The organism is Hymenobacter sp. 15J16-1T3B (assembly GCF_020711235.1).
GTDB lineage: Bacteria > Bacteroidota > Bacteroidia > Cytophagales > Hymenobacteraceae > Solirubrum.
Window position 1 is genome coordinate 114,249 of the sequence record NZ_JAJFAV010000007.1, and the last position, 22,970, is coordinate 137,218.

Below are 22,970 nucleotides of genomic sequence, written 5' to 3' on the forward strand. Positions count from 1 at the left end.
GTCGAGACATCTCGCGTGCTGACGTGGGATAGTAGAATCATGTTCAACGAGCAGATTACTATCCAGCGAGATGTCTCGACAAGCTCGACATGAGGTTCTGGTTGGCTGTTCATCGAAGCGGTTGAGCTGCTTCGACTGCGTGGACGCCAAAGCAGGCAGGGCGGCCTTTTGACAAACGCCCACCCAACTCACGCCTTGGCCTTGCGGCTGGCGGCGGGCTTTTTCGGGGCGGCGCGCTTGAGCTGCAGACGCTGGGCCTTGTCGCCCAGGGGCAGCACCACCACCGGGCCTTTCTGGCGCAGCCAGTCGGTGGTGAGCGTCGAGCCGTCGGCAAACTGCGCCTCGTACTGCACCTCGAAGTTCTCGGCCGCGTCCTTGCTCCAGGCCGTGCTGAAGGTGTGGGCCACGGCGTTGGTGTAGGTCCACTTGGGGAGCACCGCGCCGTTGTAGCGCACCTGCAGGGCCACACGGTTGACTTGCGCGAAGTCCGCGTCGAGGCTGATGGCCGTCTGGAACTTGCGCTGCGTGGTGGTCTGGGCGAAGAAGCGCTGGTCCTTGGTCGGGTTCTGGAAGCCCAGGCTGGTGAGCGTGGGCAGGCCGCCGTGGGGCTCGATAAACCAGTTCACGTTCTGGTTTAGCTCGTAGGTGTTCGAGAAGCTCTGCACCGAGCTGACCTCAAAGTTGCCCACGTCGTCGGGCGACACCTGCTTGACCTGCTCGATGATGGCCTGCGTGGCCAAGAACTCGGCCGTCTGCTCGGCCCAGGCGCGGGCCGCGTCGAGCATTTCCTGGGTAATGCCGTTGCCGGGCTGGTCGGGCACCAGGATGATGTTGGTGCTCTGCGAATTGTGGAACGACTCGGACACGGCCACCACGATGCGCTTTTCGTTGCCCCACACGCTGGCAATGGCGTTGTACACGTCTTCCAGTACTTCGGCAATGTCGCCCACGAACTTGATGACGCCCTGCGCCACCCATTCCAGCCAGTGCTCCACGTCCTGCAGGAATTCCCAGATCAGGTTCTTCACCGCGTCGTAGATGATGCCCGGAATGTCCTTGAGCTGCTGCACCGTCACGTTCAGGTCGACGCCCGGGATGGTGAATTTCACGTCGCCGAACTCGAATTTGGTTTCCTGCAGGCGCAGGTAGGCGCCCTTGGTGTTGGCCCCGAAGGCCAGGTCCACGTCCACGTTCACCGTCAGCGGCAGGGTGCCCAGCTTCACGTTGAACAGCTCGAAGTCGGGGTCGTTGATGTGCACGCCGCCGCGGATGGCGAAGTCGAAGCCGGTGTTGCTGTTCAGGGTGGTTTTCACCGCCAGGTTGGCGCCCAGCTGCTCGTCGCCGGTTTGCATCAGGAAGTCGAGCAGCAAGCCCGCGGACGACACGTCGATGGTGGTGGCCACTTCCAGGCCCAGCAGCACGGCGCGGCCGTCGAGGTAGAAGTGCGCGGGCTTGGTTTCCGTCTGGTGGGTTTTCGGGTCCGTCACCTGCACCGGGTAGGTCGACATGCTGAAGTACGGCCCGCGCGAGCGGTCCTCGTTGCCGGTCAGCTCCAGGTAGTTCGGGATGAGCACGATGGGGTCGACCAAGCGGGCTTCGGCGGCGAAGCCCTTGTTGGGCACGATTTCCAGCTTCACGGCTAGGTGCACCATGAAGAAGTCGAGCTGCCCGGCCAGCAGCACGCCCGCGTTGAAGGTGAGGCCCGAGCTGGGCGGGCCCAGCACCACGCTGCCCCCGCCGGGCGGCATGCAGTAGTAGAACTGCGGCTCCAGCGCCACGCGGATGCGCCCGTCGTGCTCGGTGTGCAGCTCGTAGTGGGTGATGACGTTGCTGCTCGGGAAGTCGGTGATAAACCACACGCCGGGCTCGTGCAGGGCCGTTTCGCCCACCACCAGCAGAGAGCTGAGCAGCGAGAAGTCGTACTTGGTCGACTTGGTGGCCGCGTTGAAGGCGTCGTTGATGCCCTTGAAGTCCTTGGCGTTGAGGGCCGCGGCGGCCGTGGCCGGCAGGTAGAAAGTATCGGTGCCGCTCACGCCCACTTCGGCCAGCAGTTCGTCGAGCCAGACCGGGGGCTTGTCCTCGCCCTCGGTGATGACGCCCACCACCGTGTCGGCAATCTGCTTGAGCGTCACGTCGCTGATGGAGCCGGCAAACAGGCTCTTGGCCGGGTCGCCCGAGTCGAAGAAGAAGGCAATGGACGAGTCGTAGGTGGTGCCGTAGGCCGAGAGGTCAATCTGCGCCGCGAAGCCCAGGCTCGGAATGCCCTCGAAGTCGATGCCGACCACCACGACCATGTTCGAGAGGGTCACCGGCCCGAAGGTGATGCTGCCCAGCATCGACGCGCTCAGGAAGGCAGCGTTCGGGGTGAGCACGAAGCCCACGCCGGCGGTGAGGCAGTCGTTTTTGTTGGCCGCGGTGCACGAGGTCAGCTCCGTCGTCGAGCCGTTGCCGTCGGTGACGAGCGTGCTGATGAGGCCTTCGAGGTAGAACTGCGGCTCCCCGGCCTCCATGCGCGCCCCGATGACGCCGGCCAGCGTAGTGGTCTTGTTGATGTTGCCCGCGATGCGCGCCTGCGCAAACGCATTCTTGGTCGGGTCCAGGCCGATGAACACGGTCAGGTCGAAGTCCAGCTCCACGCTCAGGCCCAGCAGCTGGGGCACCAGCGCCAGGTTGGGCCGCTGCTCGATGTCGAGCGACATGCTGCCGTAGAAGTAGAAGCCGGCCTTTACCGGCCCGGCCCAGGCCGGCACCTTGATGCTCGTCTGGCCCGCGCCGCCGCGGAAGCTGTTGGTGGCCGGAAACTGGAAGTGCTGCTGCATGTCGGCCGAGGTAAACACGAACACCAGGTCGTTGACCCGGAACATGGTGTCCATGCCCGAGAGCATGCTCAAGGACTCGAAAGCCGCAATTTTGGGTGCGTGCAGCTGCAGGCCGGCGGCAAAGGCCCAGTCGGCGCTGTTGCTCTGCTTGGCCACTTCCAGCACGATGTTGCCGAAGGAGGGCTGGGCCAGCACGGCGAAGGTGTAGTTGGCCGCCGACCCGCTGCCCTGCCGCTCCACGTACAGGCTGGTTTGCGGAAAGTCGATGACGGGCAGCCAGTCAGGCAGCTCCCAGCTGGCGGGCAAGAGGCCCTCGGCTATCTGCTTCACGCTCACCTCGAACTCCGGAATCAGGGCCGTGACCTTGAAGTTGCCGGGCGTCTGGTACTGAAAGTCGGTCTGGATGCCGAACAGCTTCATGCCGCCGATGAGGCCGCCGCCCGCCCCGCCGTCGGGGCCGCTGTCGTTTTCGATGTGCAGGTTGGCGTAGAGCACCTCGAACACCGACTGGCCGCCAAACTCGAACACCAGCGGATGGGCCGGGTCGAGGCCGGCGTAGAAGGCGTAGTGGTTTTTGGGCTGTTGGAAGCGGAAATCCACGCCCAGCTGGTTCAGGGTGATGTCGGGCAGGTTGACGGCCGTGGGCAGGTACTTGTTCACCAGCTCGCCCACCGGCAGGGTCAGCGGCGTGTTCGGCGCCAGCCCAGCCTGCACCTGGTACATGGCCGGGCGCTGGGCCGCGAAGGTGGCCGCGGCCCGCACGTTCATGTCGATGGGCGCCCCGGCCGTGGGCAGCTCCAGTTGCCCGCCCACCGCCAGGGCAATCAGACGGGAGGTCGAGTCAAAGGGGTTTTGCACGCGGGCCGTCACCGTCACGCCGTGCACCGTGGCCAAGTCGCCCAGGTCCCAGCCCGGCGCGTCCTTGGGCATGCCGATTTCCAGGGCCACCAGCACCGGCTGCAGGGAGCTGATGCCGATGCCCACGCTGAGGGTTTTCAGCTCCAGGTTGCTGCTCTGCTGGTAGGTATCGGGCAGGGACTCGTAGAGGTCGTTGGCGCCGATGAGCCGCTGAAACTCCTGGGCAAAGTCCGTGGGCGAGGGCAGCGCAATGCCCGTGAAGCGCCCGGTCAGCGACAAAATACCCTGAGGCGCGGGGGTGAGCAGGGTGTAGAGCTCCAGCCCCTTGTTCAGGCCGAAGTCGAAGCGGGTGCCGAGCAGCAGGCCCACTTCGTTGTAGACCTCGTCGAGGCGGCACACCAGCTGGATTTCGACGTGGTTCTGCAGCAGCGGAATGTAGCTTTCCAGCGTTTTCTGAAAGCCCAGGGTGAGCCGCATGGTGGGCACGCCCTCAAACAGCGTGAGCGGCCCCACCGCCGTGGTGTTGACGAACTGCCCGAGCACCCGCATCAGGTTGCCGAGCGTGGGGCTCAGGCTGGCCGGCACCACGCGCCCGTAGAAGTTCTGCCCCTTCACGAACGAGCCGTTTTCCAGCGTCGTGTCAACGCAGTCGACCGAGGCAAAGGCGTACAGCGGCACGTTGCCTTCTTCGATGCCCACTTCGTCGAACACGGTGCCCTGCAGCTCGGGCCAGGCAGTGGTGAAGTTCCAGCCCAGCTCCAGGTACTCCTTGAGCAGCAGTTGGGCGGCGCCGGCCTGGTCGAGGAAGAACACCATCGTCAGGCCCACGGCGGTGCGCTCGTTGAAGTCGGCGGCCACCCCGCTCACCGTCACGGTGCCGGCCTGCGCGTCGGCCACGGGCGGCTGGGCGGCGGTGAGCGTCCAGGCGGTCTGGTGCACCACCGCGGTGAGCAGGTCCGTCAGGGCGGGCGAGTCGTAGGGCGCCGGCAAGAAGGCGAAAAGCTGCGCCTGGGCGTCGTACTGCCCGGTCACGGTGGCTTGCAGGGTCGAAAAATCCATGTCGGGGGAGGAAATCAGAAGGGAAAGGAAACGGGGCCGCCGGGCTTAGTAATTCACCGTGACCATCAGGGGCATGTAGGCGCTGACCAGCGCGCGGTAAGGCGGGAAGGCGTCTTCCAGCTTGGCGTAGCTGCCGTCGGGCTGGGCCGTCATCAGGTCGTCGTTGTCGGTATCCTCCTCGTCCTGCACGTTGGCAATGACGGCCTGCAGCGCGCTCAGGGCCGGGCCCAGCGGCGCCGTGTGCCACTGCCAATCTTCTTGCTGGCTGTTGTAAGTGAAGGAGCCGAACACGCCCTCGAACACGTTCAGCACTTTGGCGTTGCTGACGCTGACGCCGTTGGCGGCTTTGCGGAAGAAGAAGTTGTCGGCCGTTTGCACTAGGGCCTGCTCCATGGTCATGGCCACCTCGGCGTTGTCGGCCAGGCGGTTGGGCTGCCGGGCCAGCAGTTGGGTGTAGGGCCCGCTCGCGCCGGCCAGCGGCCCGAAGGCCACGGCGCCGTTGGAGTCCGGCGTGTTCACGTCGTCGTCGAGCGGCACGTTGAAGGTGCCCATCAGCAGGCAGCCGTTGCCCTGGTTGAAGGCCGCCAGCTGCGCCAGGTTGAGGCAGGCCATGCGGATGAGCAGGGCCTGGTACTCGCTCCACTCGGGGGCGTGAAAGATGGCTACCGGCAGAAATTTCGAGGCGCCCAGCAGCTCGAAGTAGGCCAGGAAGGGCGGCATGTCGGTCGACTGCCCGTCGAGGCGCGGAAAGCCGTAGCGCTCCTTCGGCTCGTCGGGCAGCGGGTACACCGACTGGAAGTAGTCGGTCAGACTGGTTTTGGCCGGCTGCAGCTTTTCGCTGTTCCACACGAAGCTGTACTGCTCGTTGCGGCTCAGGCCCAGCTGCGGGCTGGCCTGCTCGCGCCACTTGTTGGGTTTCTGGGCGCGGTTGTTCAGCTCGTTGATGAGCGTCGTGCCGAAGGGCGCCGCCAGGTTGTCGAAGATGCCGCAAAAGCCGATCAGGTCGGCCCCGCTGCGCTCGATGACCGTGGCCACAAACTGCACGTACTGCAGGCCGCTCGACAGCGCTTCTTTCTGGCGAAAACCGCCCAGGTTCCAGGTAATGATGTTTGCCTGCGCCATGATGCACTAGCTTGGGAAAGAGAGAAGAAACGGGGGCGGCTAGCTGATTTGCAGCAGCGTGGCGGTGTGGTCCGACATGCGCCGGGCCAGGCCCGCGGCCAGGGCGCCCGGGCCCGAATCGAGGGTGGCGGTACTGGCCACCGGCACCGGCACGATGAGCCCCGGCGGCACGGCCAGGCCCGTCACGTCGGAGTACCAGTAGTCGTAGAGGCTTCCGCTGTAGGTGGTGCCCACGCCCGCGGCGCCGGCCGGGTAGCTGCCGCCCGGCGCGCTGGTCGAGTAGGCCGTGTAGCCCCCGCGCGGCGAAATGGGCGCCACGTTGAAGTCGCCGCCGATGTAGCGGGCCACCGGCGCGGGCGCCACCGCCGGCAGCGTCCCGATGCCCTGGCCCATCATGGCCATCATGCCGCCCAGCTGCCCGGCCACGATGGTGCGGTTGGCCAGAAACGTGTAGAGGTTGTGCAGGAAGCCCACGGCGATGTTGCCGGCCGGCGTCGTCACCACGCAGTACACCAGCCCGCGGAAGTCGGCCGAGGCCGTGGGCGGCAGGCGCAGGTTGTTGAGGGCGGCGGCCGTGGCGGCGCGCTGGTGCAGCAGCTGCACGCCGCCGCGGCCCGTTTGAAACAAAATGCGGCCCACCGTTACCAGCGGGTAGTTGGTGTTGCGGGCCAGGTAGATGTACTCCGGGCCGTGGGCCAGCGCCGTGATGCCGCAGGCCACGTTGCCGATGGGCACCAGCGCCGGCGCCGGCCCGGCCACCATGCCGCCCAGCACCTCGCAGGAGGTGGCCAGCGCCGCGCGCGACGAGCGGTTGTTGGTAATTTCGGTGAAGCCCGCCACTGCAATGGCCGGCAGCGGCGCGGGCAAGCCCCCGTTGATGATGGCGAAGCCGCCAAAGGGCGAGTTGTACGCGTCGCGCCGGGGCCGGGAGCCGCCGCCGTAGCGCCGCATGTTCTGGTGGAAGAGGAAAGACATACCTAGCCGCGTGAGAAGTAGAAAAGCCGGATGAGCCGCGCTGCCGCGGAGCCTAGGAGCGCACCCACTTGAAAGTGCGCTGGTAGGTGTAGGCCGCTTGCGCGTCGAACTGCACCTGGGCGGTGATGGCGCCGAGCCGGGCCCACACCGTGAGGCGGTACACCACCTCCACCACGCCCGCCGTGGCGTCGCCGCCGAAGTAGGCCTTGAAGAGGTTCACGGCCGAGGGCAGCATGTTGCTGATGTTGAACACGGCCGTCTGGCTGCCGCTCAACGAGGGCGTGGTTTGCACCGTGCCGCTGACGGTGCCGTCCGCGTCGGCGTAGTGCAGCGTGGCCTGGCTGGGGCTGACGCCCTCCTGCACCACGTCGATGAAAGGCATGGCCTGGTAGGTGGGCGCGGCCACGCCCTGCTGCTTGAGCTGGGCCTGCACCCCGCGGATAACCTCGGGCGGCACCACCAGCATGGTCGTGAGCTGGCACTGGGCCGAAATCAGCTGCTTGGCCGTATCGAGGTACTCGGTGAGGCGAAACTGCGGCACGCTGCTCTGCACGGCCAGCGTGGGCACCGGCACGATGTAGAAGATGTTGCTGTCGTCCTGGTCCTGAAAATAGGTCCAGTTGGCGCCGGCCAAGGGGTAGGTACCTTGGCTGGCGGCATTGAGGATACCGGCCATGTCGGGGGCGTTAGGAAAGAGACTGGAAATAGCGGCGGCGCAGTTCGCGGGCCAGCCCGAGCACCGGCGCCGTCCACACGATGTCGCCGCTCACGTCGGAGCAGAGCGGGGCCGGGATTTCGGGGCCGGTGGCGGCGGCCAGCTGGGGCAAGCCGGCCACGGCGGCCAGGGCGGGCTGCAGCTCGTCGGCGCCGGCGGCCACGGCGTGGCGCAGGGCGTGCAGCCACTCGCCGGGGTGCGGGTAGTAGGGCGTGAAGTGCTGCACCTGCTGCGGGTGCCGGGCCAGCAGGTGCGCCGCGGTGTTGATCATGGTGCAGGCTTCGGCGTAGCCGGGGGCGGCTTTCAGCCCGGCGCGGGCCAGCAGGGCCACCGCGTTGGTATTCACGCAGCAGTCGATGGGATTGGGCGCGTCGGCAGTGGTAAACCAGGTCAGGAACACGCCCTCGGGCTGCCACTCGTGGCGCAGGTGGTGGCGCAGCGCCCCGGTGGCGCGGTGGGGCTGCAGGTAGTTATCGGCAATGTATTCCAGCGCCTCGGCCGGCCAGTGCCCGGCCCGCACCAGCTCCAGCCCGATGACGCAGGTGTCGTCGGCGTCGGCGTAGAGGGCCGTGCGCAGCCAGAACGGCGGGTACTGCGGGGGCCAGAAGGCGAAGCAGTACGGGTAAATCTGCGGGTAAGCGCTGCGCAGCAGAAAGGCCGTGGCCAGGCGCCGGGCCTCGTCCAGCTCGGGGTGGGTAGGCAGGCCGGCCAGCTCGCGCAGCACCAGGCCGCTCACGAAGCAGTTGCGGTCCTCCACCTCGCCGTAGCTGGTGCGCACCGTGGACAGGAAGGCTCCGCCCGGCGACATCTGCCGGCGAATGGCCGTAATCAGCGCCTCATTCATAGTCCGCAGCCGCCGGCGGGCGCAGGCCGATGTGGGCAATGGCCGGGGTACCCGCCCCCACCGTCACGCCGAACATGCCGTGGTGGTGCCAGGGTCCGGCGTGCGTGAGCGTGGGCTGGCTCAGCTCCAGGTAGTGGCCCATGTCGCAGCCGCGCCGCTCGAAGTAGCGGGCCAGCTTGCGTCGGGCGTTAGCGTCGGAGCCAAAGAGTGTGTCGGCGAAGGTGTAAAAGGAAAACATGCGCGGCGCGGCCTCGGCGGCCGGCACGGTGTAGCTGAAGCCGAACACCGGCCCGGGCAGTTGCTGGTGCATGGGCCGGCCGTAGGCCTCCTGGAAGGCGTCGGCCACCACTTTATGGCTGCCGTCGAGCCCTTGCGGGTGCATCAGCGCGGGCAGCTCCCAGGGCTTGAGGCCTTCGACGCGGAAGTAGAATTCCAGCTCGCCGGTGGCCGGGTACCAGCCAATCATCTGCACGGTGATGGGGCGGCCCGCCACGCCCACCGGGCGGCGCAGGCGGGGGTTCAGGTAAGCCAGGGCCGCGGCCTGCCCGGCCGGCGGCACCTCAGCGTAAATTTTGTAGCTCGACTCGCGAGCCGAGTGACGCACGCCCACCCAAGCCCCGTAGCGCAGCCCGCCGGGCGCCTGCACCTGCGCCAGCACCGCCCGCAACGGGTCATCGGCCAGGGAGCGGCCCAGCAGCGGCTCCACCACGGCGCAGGCCTGGGCCAGGCGCGCGGCGGGGTTGTCGCGGGCCGGGGCTACTTCCAGGGTGTAGCGGATGCTGTCGTTGAGCGTGGTGCAGGTGAATTCCAGGGGGTAGCCGCCGTCGGTGAGCAGGCTGGCGCCCCAACGGGCGGGGTCGGCCGTATCGGTCAGCAGCGGCTGCAGCAGGTGCGGCAGGGCGGCGTCGAGGCGGGGCGCGGCGGCCGGAAAGTGACGGCGCGCCACTTCCAGGCCCCGTAAGGCGGGGGCAGCAAGGGTACGAGACATGCGAGAAAAGGGCGCGACGGGTGAGGAAAGCGCCGGCGCGGGGGCCGGCCGTGGGCGCCCCGGCCGCCCGGCTGCCGCAGCAGCCGGCGCGGGCCGGGGCGCCGCCGGGGTGGGTTAGGCCTCCACGTCGGCCGCGCGGGCGGCGCGGGCGGCGGGCGCCGCGGGGGCTTCGGCGGCCGATTTGGGCAGCGTCAGCTGGGTGCCCTGCACGGTGCCGGCGGCCGTTTTGGTGCCGCCGTTGTACACGTAGTCGGCTTCCCAGTCGAATTCCAGGCCCGTGTAGCCCACCGGCAGGTTCGGCACCTGGAAATAGGCCGAGTACGACTTCTGCTGCACCGCGTCCAGGCCGATGGCCTGCTGGTCGATGCTGTCTTCGTAAGTGGTTTTGGTGCCGGCTTTGGCCGTGCCCGGCTCCGTGTACCGCACCGCCGTGATGCGCACGTTGATCAGGTTCAGCTCGTTCCAGTCCACAATGGTCGGGTCGGCCCCGATCATCACAAAGGTCTGGGTGGCCGTTAGCACGAAGAAGGTGGCGTTCTGCGGGTTGAAGTTGAAGGGCCCGATGTTGATCTGCTTCATCTTCTTGGTCAGCACCGAGGCCGTAATCTGCAGCGGGGCCAGCTTGGAGTTGGCAAACAGGTTCACGTCCTGCTCGCTCGGGTCCGGGTCGTCCTCCACGGCCAGGCCGCGGGCGGCCACGCCGTTGGTCTTGGCCTGGGGCTGGTCGACGGGCGCGGCGTAGCGGGCGGTTTGCACTTCCCACTGCGGCGCGCCCAGCTCGCCGGCCGCAAAGTCGGTGGCGCTGGCCAGCGGGGCCGTGGCGAGCAGGTTGTCGAAGTCATCGGCCACGCCGCGGGCGGCCCCACCGCCGGTTTTGGGCGCCGGGAAGACGAGCTGAATCGGGCTCTTGGCCGTGGGCCGGGGCAGCTTTTCGCTGGCCGGGATGTTCGGGAAGTACGGATCCTCGGTGTAGTAGATGTTCACGCGGGCCTTGTACACGCCCGTCATGTCCACCACCACCGACACCGACTGCGCGAGGTCGGGCTCGGCCAGGCGCACCCACTGCCCGTTCTGCGACTTGGCGTCGGAGGTGTAGGGGTTGGCCTTGGCCTCGGGCTTGAAGATGTAGGTGATGGTGTAGGTGTAGTCCGTCTCGATGGGCGCCGCCGTCAGGCTCGACACCACGTGCGAGGTGTTTTCCGCGTCGAGGGTGAAGGGCAGCAGCACCGGCGGGGCCTGCGGAATGTCGAACACGAAGTTGACGATGAGCTTGTCGACCAGCGAAGCCGATTCGCTGTTGCCGAAGAAGATGCTCGCGTCGAAGGTCACGTTCAGAATGCCGATGTCGGCCAGCGTGATGGTGTAGTTCGTCGCGTCGATGTCCTCGGCGGTGCCCGTCACCGTGGGCTGGGCGGAGTCCTCGTACACCGCGCTGTACTCCAGCGTGTACACGCCACCGGCCAGCTCGTCCCAGTCGGCCTCCCAGGTGTAGGGCGTGTTGTCGGTGAAGGTGTGGGTGCGGTCGGCCTTGTCGTTGAGCGTGGGGTACTTGATGGTGACTTCCAGGCGCTTGAGCTTCTGCTTGTCGCTCATGTACACGCTGTCCTTGTCGGGCTCGATGCTCGGGTTGAGCGACTGTTCGCTGCCCACGAAGTTGCACTTGGGCGTCACCTGCGTCACAAATTTGCGCTTGTCCACCACGGGTTCCAAGGATTCAATCTGCGCCACGGTCAGGCCCAGATCGGCAAAGCTGGGCAGCACCGTCTGGGGCATGAGCCGCCACAGAATGGTTTGATTCTCTTCGTACGTTTCCTTGAACGAAGATATCTGCGAGGCGCTGAACGACTGCGTGCCCCCGGCGCTGTTTTGCAGGGCCAGGGCCGCCTTCACGGCATCGGCCACCCGCGCTTCCACCACCGACTGCCCCCAGGCGCGCAGGCTCTGCATCAGCGCCTCGGGCACGTTGGGGTTGATTTTGTCGACCACAATCTTGGCCGCGTTCGAGGCCGTGAGCTGCTTGCTGATGTCGTAGGTGTAGGTCGACGACGAGGCCCAGTGCGTGTGCTCGTGCGAGGTCACCTGGTACTGCAGGGCAATGCTGGAGTCGAACGACACGGCCACTTTCACGGCGGGCATCAGCGAGGGCACCTGAATGGCGTACTGCACCTCGAAGGGGCTGCCGCCCTGCTTGCCGAGCACCTGCTTGAAGGTCTTCATCTGGTCCGCGTCGAGCGGCAGCTGGAAGATGGCGCCGTTGCTGCCGAAGTCGGTGCCGGCGGCCTGCATGCCGGTGGTGCCGCCCTGCCCGTCCGGGTAGGTTAGGTTCACGATGGTGCCCGGCTGGAAGGGCAGGGTCAGGAAGCGCGGCTTCACGCCGTAGCGCCCCTCGATGTCCTGGCGCACGGCCTGCACGGCCGCGTCGGGCACGCTCAGCTGCAGCTGCAGGGTGCAGTAGCCGGCGCCGTTGAGGCTGCCCTCGGTTTTGTATTCGACGAGCTGAATGCTGGGCAGCGCCCCGTTCATCACCCACACCGGCTGGGGCGTGATGTAGAAGATGGTTTGGTCGGCCGTGTCGCCGTGGTATTCCCAAGTGGCGGAGCCGAGCGGTACGGTACCCCGTTTGAGGAGGTCGAGCATGATGCGGAAGGGGTTAAGGAGGTGACGAAATGGGCAGCCGGACGCCGTAGCAACCGGCCGGCGGCGGGCGGCGCGGGAGCCGACCAGCAGGCGCCGGCCGACCCGCAGCGGGCCAAACCGATAGGGCGAAATAAGGCCCCTGCTGCCCCGTCCATCAGCGTAAATTCACCGGATTTGCGACCCGCGTAGTTTTACCCAGGCACCCGTACTTCTACGTCACCCGTTTGTCCCAAAATGGCCCATGCCGCCTCTGTCGGGCCCATTCTCCCCGCCATCAAGTCCAAAAACAAGCCGGCCGCAGCCGAGCAAATTGCTCGCCTGCGGCCGGCTTGTTGACGTTCGTACGGGCGCTACCCGCGCCGCAGCGCGAACTTTCAGTTCGCGTACCCAGCACGGTTAGCGTTGCCTCGGCCAGGTGTTCTGCCACCACCGCCCATGATGCGCGAAGCGTTGCTTCGCGCTACAGCAGCGGCCCGAGCAGGGCGGCCACGCCCTCCAGCGCCCCCACGTAGTGCACCACCGGGTCGAAGAGGCTGCCGGAGGAGACTTCCACCTCGCCCCCACCGGCGGGAATGAAAAGGCGCAGGCTGCCGCGGGCGCTCATGCGCACCAGCAATTCGCCGTGCAGGTACCGGGTGCCGCTGGGAATCCAGTCGGCGGGAAAAAAGCCAGCCAGGGCCAGTTCTTCTCTACTCATGCGAAAAAAGCGAAGGGAAGCCCGGACGGGCTTCCCTTCGGAAAAGGTAATCAGATCAGAGGTTTACCGGGGCCGCTTCCCAGCCCCCGCCGAGGGCGCGGTACAGGTCGATGAGCAGGCTGAACTGCTCGCGGCGCAGTTGGGCGGCTTCCAGCTCGGCGTCGAGCACGTTGCGCTGGGCCGTGATGACCTCGAGGTAGTCGGCGCGGTTGGCGCGGTACAGGTCGCCGGCGGCTTCCACGGCCTGGGTTAGCGCGGCGGCTTCCTGCTGCTTCAGGGCGTAGGCGCGGCGGTAGTGCGCGAGGCCGCGCAGGTTGGTGTGCACCTCGCGGAAGCCGGTTTGCAGGGCCTTCTGGTAGGCAAAGAAGGCTTCCTGGTCGGCGGCGGTGGCGCGCTGGTAGTCGGCCTTGATGAGGCTGCGGTTGAGCACCGGGGCCGTCAGCCCGCCGAGCACGCCCAGGGCAATGGACTCGGGCCGGAAAAGCAGGGCGCCGCTGTAGGCGTTCAGGCCCAGGTAAGGCGTGATGGTGAGCGAGGGCAGAAACGCGGCCCGGGCGGCCGACACGTCGGCGTGGGCGGCGGCCAGCTCCAGCTCGGCCTGGCGCACGTCGGGGCGGCGCAGCAGGGCGCGGGCAGGCAGGCCGGCGGCCACGGTATCGGGCAGCGCCTGCTCACGGATGGGCGCCCCGCGGGCAATGCTGCGGGGGTAGCGGCCGAGCAGCTGGTTGAGCTGGTTTTCGCGCTCCACCACCCGCTGCAGGGCCTGCTGCTCCAGGCCGCGGGTGCGCAGCCACTGGGCCGTAAACTGCTGCACGGCCAGTTCGGTGGCGCGGCCGGCCCGCTTCTGCACCCGCACGATTTCCAGAGCCCGGGCTTGGTAGTCGGTGTTGCGGCGCAGCACGTCCAGCTCGTTGTCGAGGGCCAGCAGCTCGTAGTAGAGCGTGGCCACCTGGGCCACCACGGCCGTCGTGACGAGGTAGCGGCCCTGCTCCGAGGCCAGCACGCGGGTGATGGCGGCGCGGCGGCGGTGGCGCAGCTTGCCCCAGAGGTCGACTTCCCAGGAGCTGCGCAGCCCCAGGAAGAAGTCGGGCGTGTAGGGCGTGGGGATGCGCTGCCGCCGCTCGATGTTGGGCGAGAGGTTGGTGTCGAAGTTGCCGACGCCGTTCAGGGTGTAGTCGCCCCACTTGTCCACCCCGGCCGAGGCCACGCCGTTGACCGTGGGCAGCAGAGCGCCGCGGGCGGCGGTGAGGGCGGCGCGGGCCTGCTCCACCCGGCGCACGGCAATCTGCACGTCGAGGTTGTTGTGCAGGGCCGTGTCGATGAGGCCGACCAGCTGCCGGTCGTTGAAAAACTCGCGCCAGGGCTTGTCGGCAATGCTGGCCGAATCGGTGGGCGCGAGCGGGCCGAAGGCCGGTGGCAGGGCGGCGCTGACGCGCGGCGGCACCGGCTCGGTGACTTTGCAGCCGCCGAGCAAGCCAAGCGTGAGCAGCGCGGGCAGGATATAGCGAGGAAGGAAACGCATGGAAAAAGACGGTAGCACCGGCGTGCGCCCCCAGCGCAACGAAGCGGTGACGCGGGACGGTACCGGACTGATGGATAAGGATATCAGGCGGGCGGCGCGGCTTACGCGCCGCCGCGTCCCAACCCCAGCGGCTTGTCCGGCCGAACCAGAGGACGGCGCCAGCCAAACATCCCCGCCGCTGCGCGTGCTGGCGGTTCCCCAACCGTAACCCTCAGGCATAGGCAGCAAGAATGCTTGGCTGGCGTCGTCCTTCGGTCTGGCCGGACGAGCCGAATTAGGTGCGGGAGTCGGTTTAAGCATGTTTGGGTTCGAGGCGGCGCACCACGGCGGCCGTTTCCATTTCGTCCGCTTCGTCGTCCTCGGTGGCGGGCTTGCTCAGCGAGGCGAAAAGCACGTACAGCCCGGGGATGATGACTACCCCGAACAGCGTGCCGATGAGCATGCCGCCCGCCGCCGCCGTGCCGATGCTGCGGTTGCCCAGCGCGCCGGCGCCGGAGGCAATGCAGAGCGGAATCAGGCCGGCAATGAAGGCGAAGGACGTCATCAGGATGGGCCGCAGGCGCGACACCGCCCCTTCCACGGCCGCGTCGAGCACCGAGGCGCCCTGCTGCCGGCGCTGGTTGGCCACTTCGATGATGAGGATGGCGTTTTTACCCAAGAGGCCGATGAGCATGACCAGCGCCACCTGGGCGTAGATGTTGTTTTCCAGTCCCAGCAGCTTCAGCGAGAAAAAGGCCCCGAACACGCCCACCGGCAGGCTCAGCAGCACCGGCAGCGGCAGCAGGAAGCTTTCGTACTGGGCGGCCAGCAGCAGGTACACGAACACGATGACCATCAGGAACACGTACACCGCCTGGTTGCCCGACAGAATCTGCTCCCGCGTCATGCCCGACCACTCGTAGCTAAAGCCGCGCGGCAGCTCCTGCTTGGCCACCCGCTCGGCGGCGGCAATGGCTTCGCCGGAGCTAAAGCCGGGGGCCGCGTCGCCGTTGAGCATGGCCGAGGTGTACATGTTGTAGCGCGTGAGCTGCTCGGGGCCGTACACGCGCTCCATGGTGAGGAAAGTCGAGTACGGCACCATTTCGCCCCGGTCGTTCTTGACGTAGAGCTTGAGCACGTCCTCGGGGGCGGCGCGGTAGTTCGGGGCGGCCTGCACCATCACCTTGTACATCTGCCCGAAGCGGATGAAGTTGGAGGCGTAGTACGAGCCCAACAGGGTCTGCAGGGTGCTCATGGCGCGGTCCACGGTCACGCCGCGCTTGGCCGCCATTTCCTGGTCGACGTGGATCAAGTACTGCGGGAAGTTCGGGTCGAAGGTGGTGAAGGCAGCCCCGATTTCGGGCGTCTTGGCCAGGGCGGTGATGAACTTGTTGGTGGCGTTGGCGGTCTGCTGCAGGTCGCCGCGGCCGGTTTTGTCGAGAATGCGCAGCTCGAAGCCGCTGCTGTTGCCGAAGCCCGGCACGGTGGGCGGCGAGAAGAACTCGATGCGGGCGTCGCGGATGCCGGCCGTGCGCTTGCGCAGCTCGGCAATGAGGTCGTCCACCGATTCCTCGCGCTCATCCCAGCCTTTCAGGTTGATCATGCCCATGCCGTAGGAGGCGCCGGCCACTTCGTTGAGCAGGCTGTAGCCCGCCAGCGTGGTCACCGATTCCACCGGCTCCAGCTTGGCCGCCTGCCGCTGAATCTGGTCGAGCACCCGCTCGGTCCGCTCCACGGTAGCGCCGGCCGGGGCCGTCACGTTCACGTAAATCATGCCCTGGTCCTCGTTCGGAATAAAGCCCGAGGGCAGAATCAGGCTGATGCCCCAGGTGGCGAGGCTGAACACCACGAACAGCCCGATGGTCAGCCAGCGGCGCGGCGCGAGGCGGTAGAGCAGCCGCTCGTAGCCGCGGGCCAGCCGGTCGTAGAAGTGGTTGAAGCCGCCGAAGAAACGGGCCAGCAAACCGGGCTTTTTCGCCAGCGCGGCATCGGCTTCACCGGGCGCGTCGGCCGAGTCGCCTTCGATGGCGTGTACTGGCTTGAGCATCAGGGCGCACAGGGCCGGCGTCAGCGTGAGGGCGTTGATGCCCGAAATGACGATGGAAATGGCCAGCGTGAGCGAGAATTGGCGGTAGAACACGCCCACCGGGCCGCTCATAAAGGCCACCGGCACGAACACGGCCGTCATCACGAGGGTAATGGCCACGATGGCGCCGCCGATTTCCTGCATGGCGGCCAGCGTGGCCTTGCGCGCCGACAAGTGCTCCTCGTGCATCTTCACGTGCACGGCCTCCACCACCACGATGGCGTTGTCGACCACGATGCCGATGGCCAGCACCAGCGCGAAAAGCGTGAGCAGGTTGATCGAGAAGCCAAACATCTGCATAAAGGCCAGCGTGCCGATGAGCGCCACGGGCACGGCCAGGGCCGGAATCAGCGTGCTGCGCCAGTCCTGCAGGAACAGGTACACCACGATAAACACCAGCACAAAGGCCTCAAACAAGGTCCGCAGCACCTCGTGAATGGAGGCGTCGAGGAAGCGCGACACGTCGTAGCTGATGTTGTAAGTCATGCCCGGCGGGAAGGAGCTTTTCTGCAGCTCGGCCATGCGGGTTTTCACGTTCTCAATCACCTCGCGGGCGTTGGAGCCGGGGCGCTGCTTGAGCATGATGGCGGCCGAGGCGCGGCCGTCGGTTTTGGAGGCCATGCCGTAGCTCAGGGTGCCGAATTCGACCTCCGCCACGTCCTTGAGGCGCAGCACCGAGCCGTCCGAATTTGCCCGCACCACGATGTTCTTGTACTGCTCGGGCTCGAAGAGCTTGCCGGTGTAGCGCAGCACGTACTGCAGCATCTGGGCGGTGCGGCCGGAGCTTTCCCCGGTCTGCCCCGGCGCGGCTTCCACGTTCTGCGCCCGGATGGCGTCCACCACTTCGTCGGCCGATACATCATAGGCCAGCAGGCGGTCGGGCTTGAGCCACACGCGCATGGAGTACTCGCGGGAGCCCATGATTTCGGCCCGGCCCACGCCCTCGATGCGCTTGAGTTCCTGCAGGATGTTGATGTCGGCGAAGTTGTAGATGAACTCCTCGTCGGCCGAGGGGTCGGTGCTCATCACGTTCAGGTACAGCAGCATGCTGTTCACTTCCTTCTCCGTGGTCACACCGGCCTTGATGACCTCCTCCGGCATTTCGTCGATGATGGTGGTGACGCGGTTCTGCACGTTCACGGCCGCCAGATCGGGGTCGGTGCCCACTTCGAAGAACACCTGGATGGCCGTGATGCCGTTGTTCGAGGTTACCGTCGACATGTAGGTCATGCCCGGCACGCCGTTGATGGCGCGCTCCAGCGGGGTGGCCACGGCCTTGGCGCACACCTCGGCGTTGGCGCCGGTGTACTTGGCCGTTACCGTCACCGAGGGCGGCACAATTTCGGGAAACTGCGTAATGGGCAGCGAGAAAAACGCCAGCCCGCCCAGCAGCACGATGATCAGCGAAATCACCAGCGACAAGACGGGCCGTTTTATGAACAGTGCGAGCATACGGGTTTGGTTGTCGGCCGGCAGCGGTGCGTTGTCGGCGACGTGAAAGAAGTAGCCCCGCTAAACCCCACCCCCCGGCCCCCTCTCCTGGGGGAGAGGGGGAGCCTGACTACTCTGAAGGTGGAACGAGGTGGTCAGGCCGCACCCCGCTCCCGAAGGAGAGGGGCCGGGGGTGAGGTCCTGCGCCTGCCGGCGGCGCGGCGGATGCGGGCCCTGAGCCGATTTCCGTCCTTTCTCCCAAAAGAGAAGTTCGGCTCAGAAGCATCCGGCGCCGCGCGGCAGACGGACGCGCCGCCCGTTGAGAGTAAGACGGGCGCGTCGGGGAAAAGCCGTCAGCGGGCGTGCACGACGGCTACGGCGCCGCCCCCGCCGGTACGGGGCTGCGGCGCGGGGGCCAGCAGGCTGTCCATGCCGATGGCCTGCGGGTGAATGCGCATCCCGTCGCGGGCGTCCTGCACGCCTTCGTACACCACCCGGTCGCCGGCCTTCAGGCCCGATTCGACGAGGTAGAAGTGCGAAAGGCGGGTTTTGGGCACGAAGTGCGTCTGGTGCAAGCGGTTCTGCTTGTCCACCACGAACACGTAGTTTTTGTCCTGCAGCTCGAACACGGCTTTCTGCGGCAGCAGCAGCGCGTCGTCGACTTCGCTGGTGAGCTGCACGCGGCCGGTGGCCCCGTGCTTGAGCAGGCCGTTGGGGTTTTGGAAGCGCGCCCGAAAGGCAATGGAGCCGGTGTTGGCGTCAAACTCGCTTTCCACCGTCTCGATGCGGCCGGCCTGCGGGTAGGTCGAGCCGTCGGCCAGGATCAGGCGCACGTCGTCAGAGCTTTCGGCGCTGCTCACGCCCTTGGGGTGGCGCTTCACGTAGTCGAGGTACTCGCCCTCCGACACGGTGAAGTAGGCGTACACCGAGCGGATGTCCGACACGGTGGTGAGCAAGGTGCCGTCGTCGACGAGGCTGCCGACTTTGAGCGGAATGCGGTCGATGATGCCGTCGAAGGGGGCGCGCACCTGGGTGTAGCTCAGGTTCAGCCGGGCCGAGGCCAGCGCCGACTGGGCCTGCGCCACGTGCGACTGGGCCGCCTTGAGCTTGGCCTTGGCCACTTCCAGCTCGGTGTCCGACACGATGCTTTTCTGCACCAGCATGGTCACCTGCTTCACCTCCAGCTCGGCCACGCGGGTGTCGGCCTGGGCGCTGGAGAGGGCCGCCTGGGCCTTGCTGATCTGGGTGCGAAAGGGCGCGTCGTTGATGCTGAACAGCAGCTGGCCGGCTTTCACGGGCTGGCCTTCGTCAACGTGAATCTTTTCGAGGAAGCCAGGCACGCGGCCGCGCAGCTCCACGTTGCGCAGGGCCTGAATGTCGGCTACGTACTTGCGGAAGAGCACCGTGTCCTTGGCCACCAACTGGGTGACGGGCAGGGTGGGCTGTTCGTCGGCCGCCGCGGCGGCGGCCGATGCTTCGGTTTCGCCCTTGGCCGAGCAGCCGGCGAGCAGGGCGCTCAGGGCCGCCGCGGCCAGCGGCAGGGTCAGGGTTCGGATTAAGGGTATGGTCATGGCGGAGGCGCCGAAACGGGCAGTTGTAGCGAGGTTCTGCTGCAAAGGAGGCGCCGGGGCATTAGAGCCGTGTGAGAACGGCATTAGAAAACATTAAAAGCCGGTTAAAGCTTCACCGCGTTGGCGTGGGGCTGGCCGAGCAGGCTCACCAGCACGCTGTCCTTGCGCAGCTGCTCGGCCTGGCACTGGGCCAGCTGCGTCTGGGCCAGCCGCAGCTCCACCTCCGATTCGGCCGCGCGGGCGTCGGCCTCGAAGGCTTGTTCGAGCGGGGAATGCTCGGCCATGAGCAAATAGCAGTTCAGGCCAGCCGAAAGGATCAGGGCCAGCAGCAGCAGAAACGCGGGCAGCTGCAGACGGTCTTTTTTCTTCATGGCACAATGCGTGGGTCGGCCACAAAGGAGGCCGCCGGGCATTAGAGCCAAGTGAGAACCGGATTAGAAAAGATTAGAAGCCCGGCGCCGGGCTTCGCCGCGGCAGGCTTCCGCCGGCCGGAGTACTCGCAACCGGGCCATACGAACCCTTACTCGGCCGCCCCGCGCCGTCCCGCGCTAACTACTACCCAGGCCAGCCCGGCCACCAAAAAGCTCAGCGCCAAGCTTATTCGGGCGGCAGCGTTGGGCGTTACCCAGTGCGCGGCTACCGCCACCAGTACCAGCGCCGCCATGGGCACGTGCAGGGCCATGCCCAGCCCGAAGCGCGCCGCTATGGTCGCAGGGTTGAGCGCCCGCACCCGGCGCAGCCCCATCAACAATAGCGCATCCGCGAGCATGGGCAGCCACGTGATATAAAGCGCGGCCACCACCATAGCTACCGGATCCATTTCGGGGGCCCCGGGAAAGTTGCTCCGGGTGGTTTCGCTGTAGGTCTCGTTGGTCAAGTTGTACTTCATCATCACGAAATACAGAACCGCAATGCTCAGATCCTTGACCACCACGTACGGCCAAATTCCCTTGTTCATAACGCCGCGCTGATGGCGGCGGGCAGGCCCACCGTGGCGGTGGTCCCCTGCCCTACCGCGGATTCGACCCGCAACTCGCCGCCGTGCAGCCGCACGATTTTTTGGGTAATGGGTAGGCCCAACCCATAGCCGACGGCCGTTTGCCGGCCGGTTTCGGCCCGAAACAGCGGCTCGTAAATGCGTTCCAGCGCCGCCGGCTCGATGCCGATGCCCGCATCCTGCACCACCACCTGCAGGCGGCCGGCGCGGTAGCCCAGCTCCACCTGCACCGGGCCGTCGGAGTACTTGCAGGCGTTGTCGAGCAGGTTCAGCAGGGCCGTGGTTAGCAGCGGGGCGTTGCCCTCGACTACAAATGGCTCGTCCAGTTCCTCGGGCACTTCGCCGAAGCTCAGGCGCACCTGCCGGCCGGGGTACTTGCCCGCCGCGTGGGCCAGGGCTTGGGTCAGGCATTCATCCAGGCGCACCCGTTGGCGGTGCATGGTCGCTTCGTCGGCGCGGGCCAGGGCCAGCAGGCCGTTGGTGAGGCCGATGAGACGGCGGATTTCCTGCTGCGCCGACTGCATGCTGCGCTTGGCCTCGGCCAGATCCTGGTCGTAGAGCACGGAGGTTTCCAGCGTGCCCAGGGCGTTGGCCAGCGGGGTGCGCAGCTCGTGCGAGGCGTGGGCCACGAAGCTTTTCTGCGCCTCGAAGGCTTGCTCCAGGCCGGTGAGCATGCGGTTGAAGGTCATGGCCAGCTGGGCCACTTCGTCTTTCTGGTTGCCCTCGTTCACGCGCCGGCTCAGGTTCGAGGCCGTGATGCGCCGCACCTCGCGCACGACGCGCGCCATGGGCTTCAAGGACTCGTTGGCGAAGTACCAGCCCGCCACCACGATGAGCGCCAGGGCCCCGAGGTTGCCCACCAGCAGGATGAGCCGCAGCTTGTCGAGCTGCTGAAAGCCCACGTCGTCGTAGCCGGCGGCGAAAATGCGGTAATTCTCGCCCTCAAACGGGTACGCCACGCCCAGCGCCTCGCGTCCGGCGAAGCGGAAGCTCACCGGCCGTTCGGGGTTGATTTCGGACAAGTGCGCCTCGTTGCCGCGCTGGTCAATTCGGTCGTCGCTTTCGTAGATGAGCCGCCCGTGCGGGGAGTACACGCTGATCTGCTCCCGGGGCATGGTGAGCAGGTCGCGGCGGCGGAAAGTGCGCAGAATGCCGCTGCGCAGGTTGCCGCGCTGCAGCAGGATGCGCCCGGTCAGTTCGGCCTTGCCGCGCAGGCGGTTGACGAACTTCTGCTCCCGGGTGGCCGCGTGGAAGTAGTACACAAACAGCGACAAGCTCAGCTGAATGGCCAGCACCAGCAGGGTAAAGCGCAAGATGAGCTTGTTGCGAATCAGCATGCTTGGTCTGTCATCCTAAGCAAAGCGAAGGACCTTCCTCAGACTTTGCACCAACGGGTAAGTATAAGCGCACACGCCTTAAAGGCCTTGGGCAGCTACGCTTCTTTCTTCAACTTGTTTAGGGTCCGGTCCTTGTTGCTACCGGCGCCGGCGGTGCCGGGCGCGAGAAAGGTTCTTCGCTTGGGCTCAGGGTGACGTTCTTTTTCATTGGCAATCCGTCGTTATTCCCTCCTACCCCTCACGCATCACGTAGCCCATGCCCACCACGGTGTGAATCAGCTTGGGCTCGAAGCCTTTGTCGATTTTCTTACGCAAATAGCTCACGTACACGTCGATGACGTTGGTATTAGTGTCGAAATTCAACTCCCAGACGCGCTCGGCAATGTCGACGCGGGTGACGGTCTTTCCGCGGTTCAGCAGCAGGTACTCGAGCAAGGAGTACTCGCGGGTGGTCAGCTCGATGCGCTGCCCGGCGCGGGTCACGGTTTTGGCGTCGAGGTTGAGCTCCAAATCGGCCATGCGCAGCAGGTGCTTGACGGTGGGCGCGTCGGTGCCGCGCTTGGCCAGGGCCCGGGTGCGCAGCAGCAACTCCCGGAACTCGAAGGGCTTCACGAGGTAATCGTCGGCGCCGGCCTCGAAGCCCGTCACTTTGTCATCGATGCTGTCGAGAGCGGTGAGCAGGAGCACGGGCACCTGCCGGTCGTGCTGGCGCAGGCGGCGGCACAGCTCGAAGCCGTTGACGTAGGGCAGGTTCACGTCCAGAATGACCACGTCGTAGCGGTTCTGCTCCAGCAAAGACTGGCCCACGCGGCCGTCGTAGGCCACTTCCAACTCGTACGCCTCGTTTTCGAAGCCTTTCTTGATAAACGAGGCCAGCTTGGGCTCGTCTTCCACCAGCAGTAGTTTCATACGCGCATCGGACGCGCCGCTACGGGGCCGCCGTGGCCCAAAGTAACGGCGCGTTAGGCTTGCATACGCAGCCCGGCACAATAAGCCGCCCCACCGCGGACGTTAACGCTACGCCGCCGGCCGCCGGCTGGCACGCTTCCTGCAAGGTCCCGCTCCCGTCATCCACGTCCAAAACGCCCGCCGATGCACCTGCTTCCCCGCTTCCGCCACCTGCTGTTTCTGCTGCTCAGCGGCCTCGTGCTCGTCGGGCTGGGCGGCTTTTTCAAGGTCGCGCACCTGCACCCGCTCTGGGCCGATGGCGGCCTGCTGGTGGGCATGGTGGGCGTGCTGCTGGCGCAGGTGCTGCTGCTGATGCAGGCCGTGCGCTGGGCCGTGCAGGTACGCCGCCGCGTGGTGGAGGCCTAGGCCGCGCCGCGTCGGGCTG

The 22,970-nt window shown here is 66.6% G+C and carries 16 protein-coding genes; 1 reads left to right on the plus strand and 15 read right to left on the minus strand.

What is annotated here, in order from left to right:
• Positions 1-188: 188 nt before the first annotated feature.
• From LJ737_RS13485 to LJ737_RS13555, 15 genes are all read right to left on the minus strand, one after another.
• Positions 189-4,736 (minus strand): hypothetical protein, encoded by a 4,548-nt coding sequence (locus LJ737_RS13485; RefSeq protein ID WP_227766533.1) that lies wholly within the window; start codon positions 4,734-4,736, stop codon positions 189-191.
• 45 nt (positions 4,737-4,781) lie between these two features.
• Positions 4,782-5,858, minus strand: a complete 1,077-nt coding sequence (locus LJ737_RS13490; protein ID WP_227766534.1) for an exonuclease/endonuclease/phosphatase family protein — start codon at positions 5,856-5,858, stop codon at positions 4,782-4,784.
• A 39-nt stretch (positions 5,859-5,897) separates the two neighbouring features.
• Complete coding sequence (locus LJ737_RS13495; RefSeq protein WP_227766536.1) at positions 5,898-6,833, minus strand: hypothetical protein; 936 nt, start codon at positions 6,831-6,833, stop codon at positions 5,898-5,900.
• A 52-nt stretch (positions 6,834-6,885) separates the two neighbouring features.
• On the minus strand, positions 6,886-7,509 hold the full coding sequence (locus LJ737_RS13500; RefSeq protein WP_227766537.1) for a hypothetical protein: 624 nt from the start codon (positions 7,507-7,509) through the stop codon (positions 6,886-6,888).
• A gap of 10 nt (positions 7,510-7,519) precedes the next feature.
• Positions 7,520-8,392, minus strand: a complete 873-nt coding sequence (locus LJ737_RS13505; protein WP_227766539.1) for a hypothetical protein — start codon at positions 8,390-8,392, stop codon at positions 7,520-7,522.
• Positions 8,385-9,380 carry a hypothetical protein gene (locus LJ737_RS13510; RefSeq protein ID WP_227766541.1) on the minus strand — a complete coding sequence of 332 codons (996 nt, stop codon included), beginning with the start codon at positions 9,378-9,380 and terminating at the stop codon, positions 8,385-8,387. The genes LJ737_RS13505 and LJ737_RS13510 overlap by 8 nt, the downstream gene beginning before the upstream one ends.
• Positions 9,381-9,494: 114 nt before the next feature.
• The gene (locus tag LJ737_RS13515) at positions 9,495-12,017 is read right to left on the minus strand and encodes a hypothetical protein (RefSeq protein ID WP_227766542.1); all 2,523 of its coding nucleotides are present in this window, start codon (positions 12,015-12,017) and stop codon (positions 9,495-9,497) included.
• A 460-nt stretch (positions 12,018-12,477) separates the two neighbouring features.
• Positions 12,478-12,714, minus strand: coding sequence for a hypothetical protein (locus LJ737_RS13520; RefSeq protein WP_227766545.1), 237 nt, complete (start codon positions 12,712-12,714; stop codon positions 12,478-12,480).
• 55 nt (positions 12,715-12,769) lie between these two features.
• Positions 12,770-14,236 (minus strand): TolC family protein, encoded by a 1,467-nt coding sequence (locus LJ737_RS13525; protein ID WP_227766547.1) that lies wholly within the window; start codon positions 14,234-14,236, stop codon positions 12,770-12,772.
• A gap of 292 nt (positions 14,237-14,528) precedes the next feature.
• The gene (locus LJ737_RS13530; RefSeq protein WP_227766548.1) at positions 14,529-17,753 is read right to left on the minus strand and encodes an efflux RND transporter permease subunit; all 3,225 of its coding nucleotides are present in this window, start codon (positions 17,751-17,753) and stop codon (positions 14,529-14,531) included.
• 332 nt (positions 17,754-18,085) lie between these two features.
• A complete protein-coding gene (locus LJ737_RS13535) occupies positions 18,086-19,303 on the minus strand; it encodes an efflux RND transporter periplasmic adaptor subunit (RefSeq protein WP_227766550.1) in 1,218 nt (405 codons plus the stop codon).
• A gap of 104 nt (positions 19,304-19,407) precedes the next feature.
• On the minus strand, positions 19,408-19,674 hold the full coding sequence (locus LJ737_RS13540) for a hypothetical protein (RefSeq protein ID WP_227766552.1): 267 nt from the start codon (positions 19,672-19,674) through the stop codon (positions 19,408-19,410).
• Between the two features lie 149 nt (positions 19,675-19,823).
• Positions 19,824-20,261, minus strand: coding sequence for a hypothetical protein (locus LJ737_RS13545; protein WP_227766554.1), 438 nt, complete (start codon positions 20,259-20,261; stop codon positions 19,824-19,826).
• Positions 20,258-21,637, minus strand: coding sequence for a sensor histidine kinase (locus LJ737_RS13550; RefSeq protein ID WP_227766556.1), 1,380 nt, complete (start codon positions 21,635-21,637; stop codon positions 20,258-20,260). Before LJ737_RS13550 ends, LJ737_RS13545 begins: the two co-directional genes overlap by 4 nt.
• A 231-nt stretch (positions 21,638-21,868) precedes the next feature.
• Positions 21,869-22,546: a response regulator transcription factor gene (locus LJ737_RS13555; RefSeq protein ID WP_227766558.1), complete on the minus strand. Its 678-nt coding sequence runs from the start codon at positions 22,544-22,546 to the stop codon at positions 21,869-21,871.
• Between the two features lie 183 nt (positions 22,547-22,729).
• On the opposite strand from LJ737_RS13555, the gene LJ737_RS13560 reads away from it, so the two are divergent.
• Entirely contained in the window at positions 22,730-22,951 is a 222-nt protein-coding gene (locus LJ737_RS13560; RefSeq protein ID WP_227766560.1) for a hypothetical protein, read from the plus strand.
• The last annotated feature ends 19 nt before the right edge of the window (positions 22,952-22,970 follow it).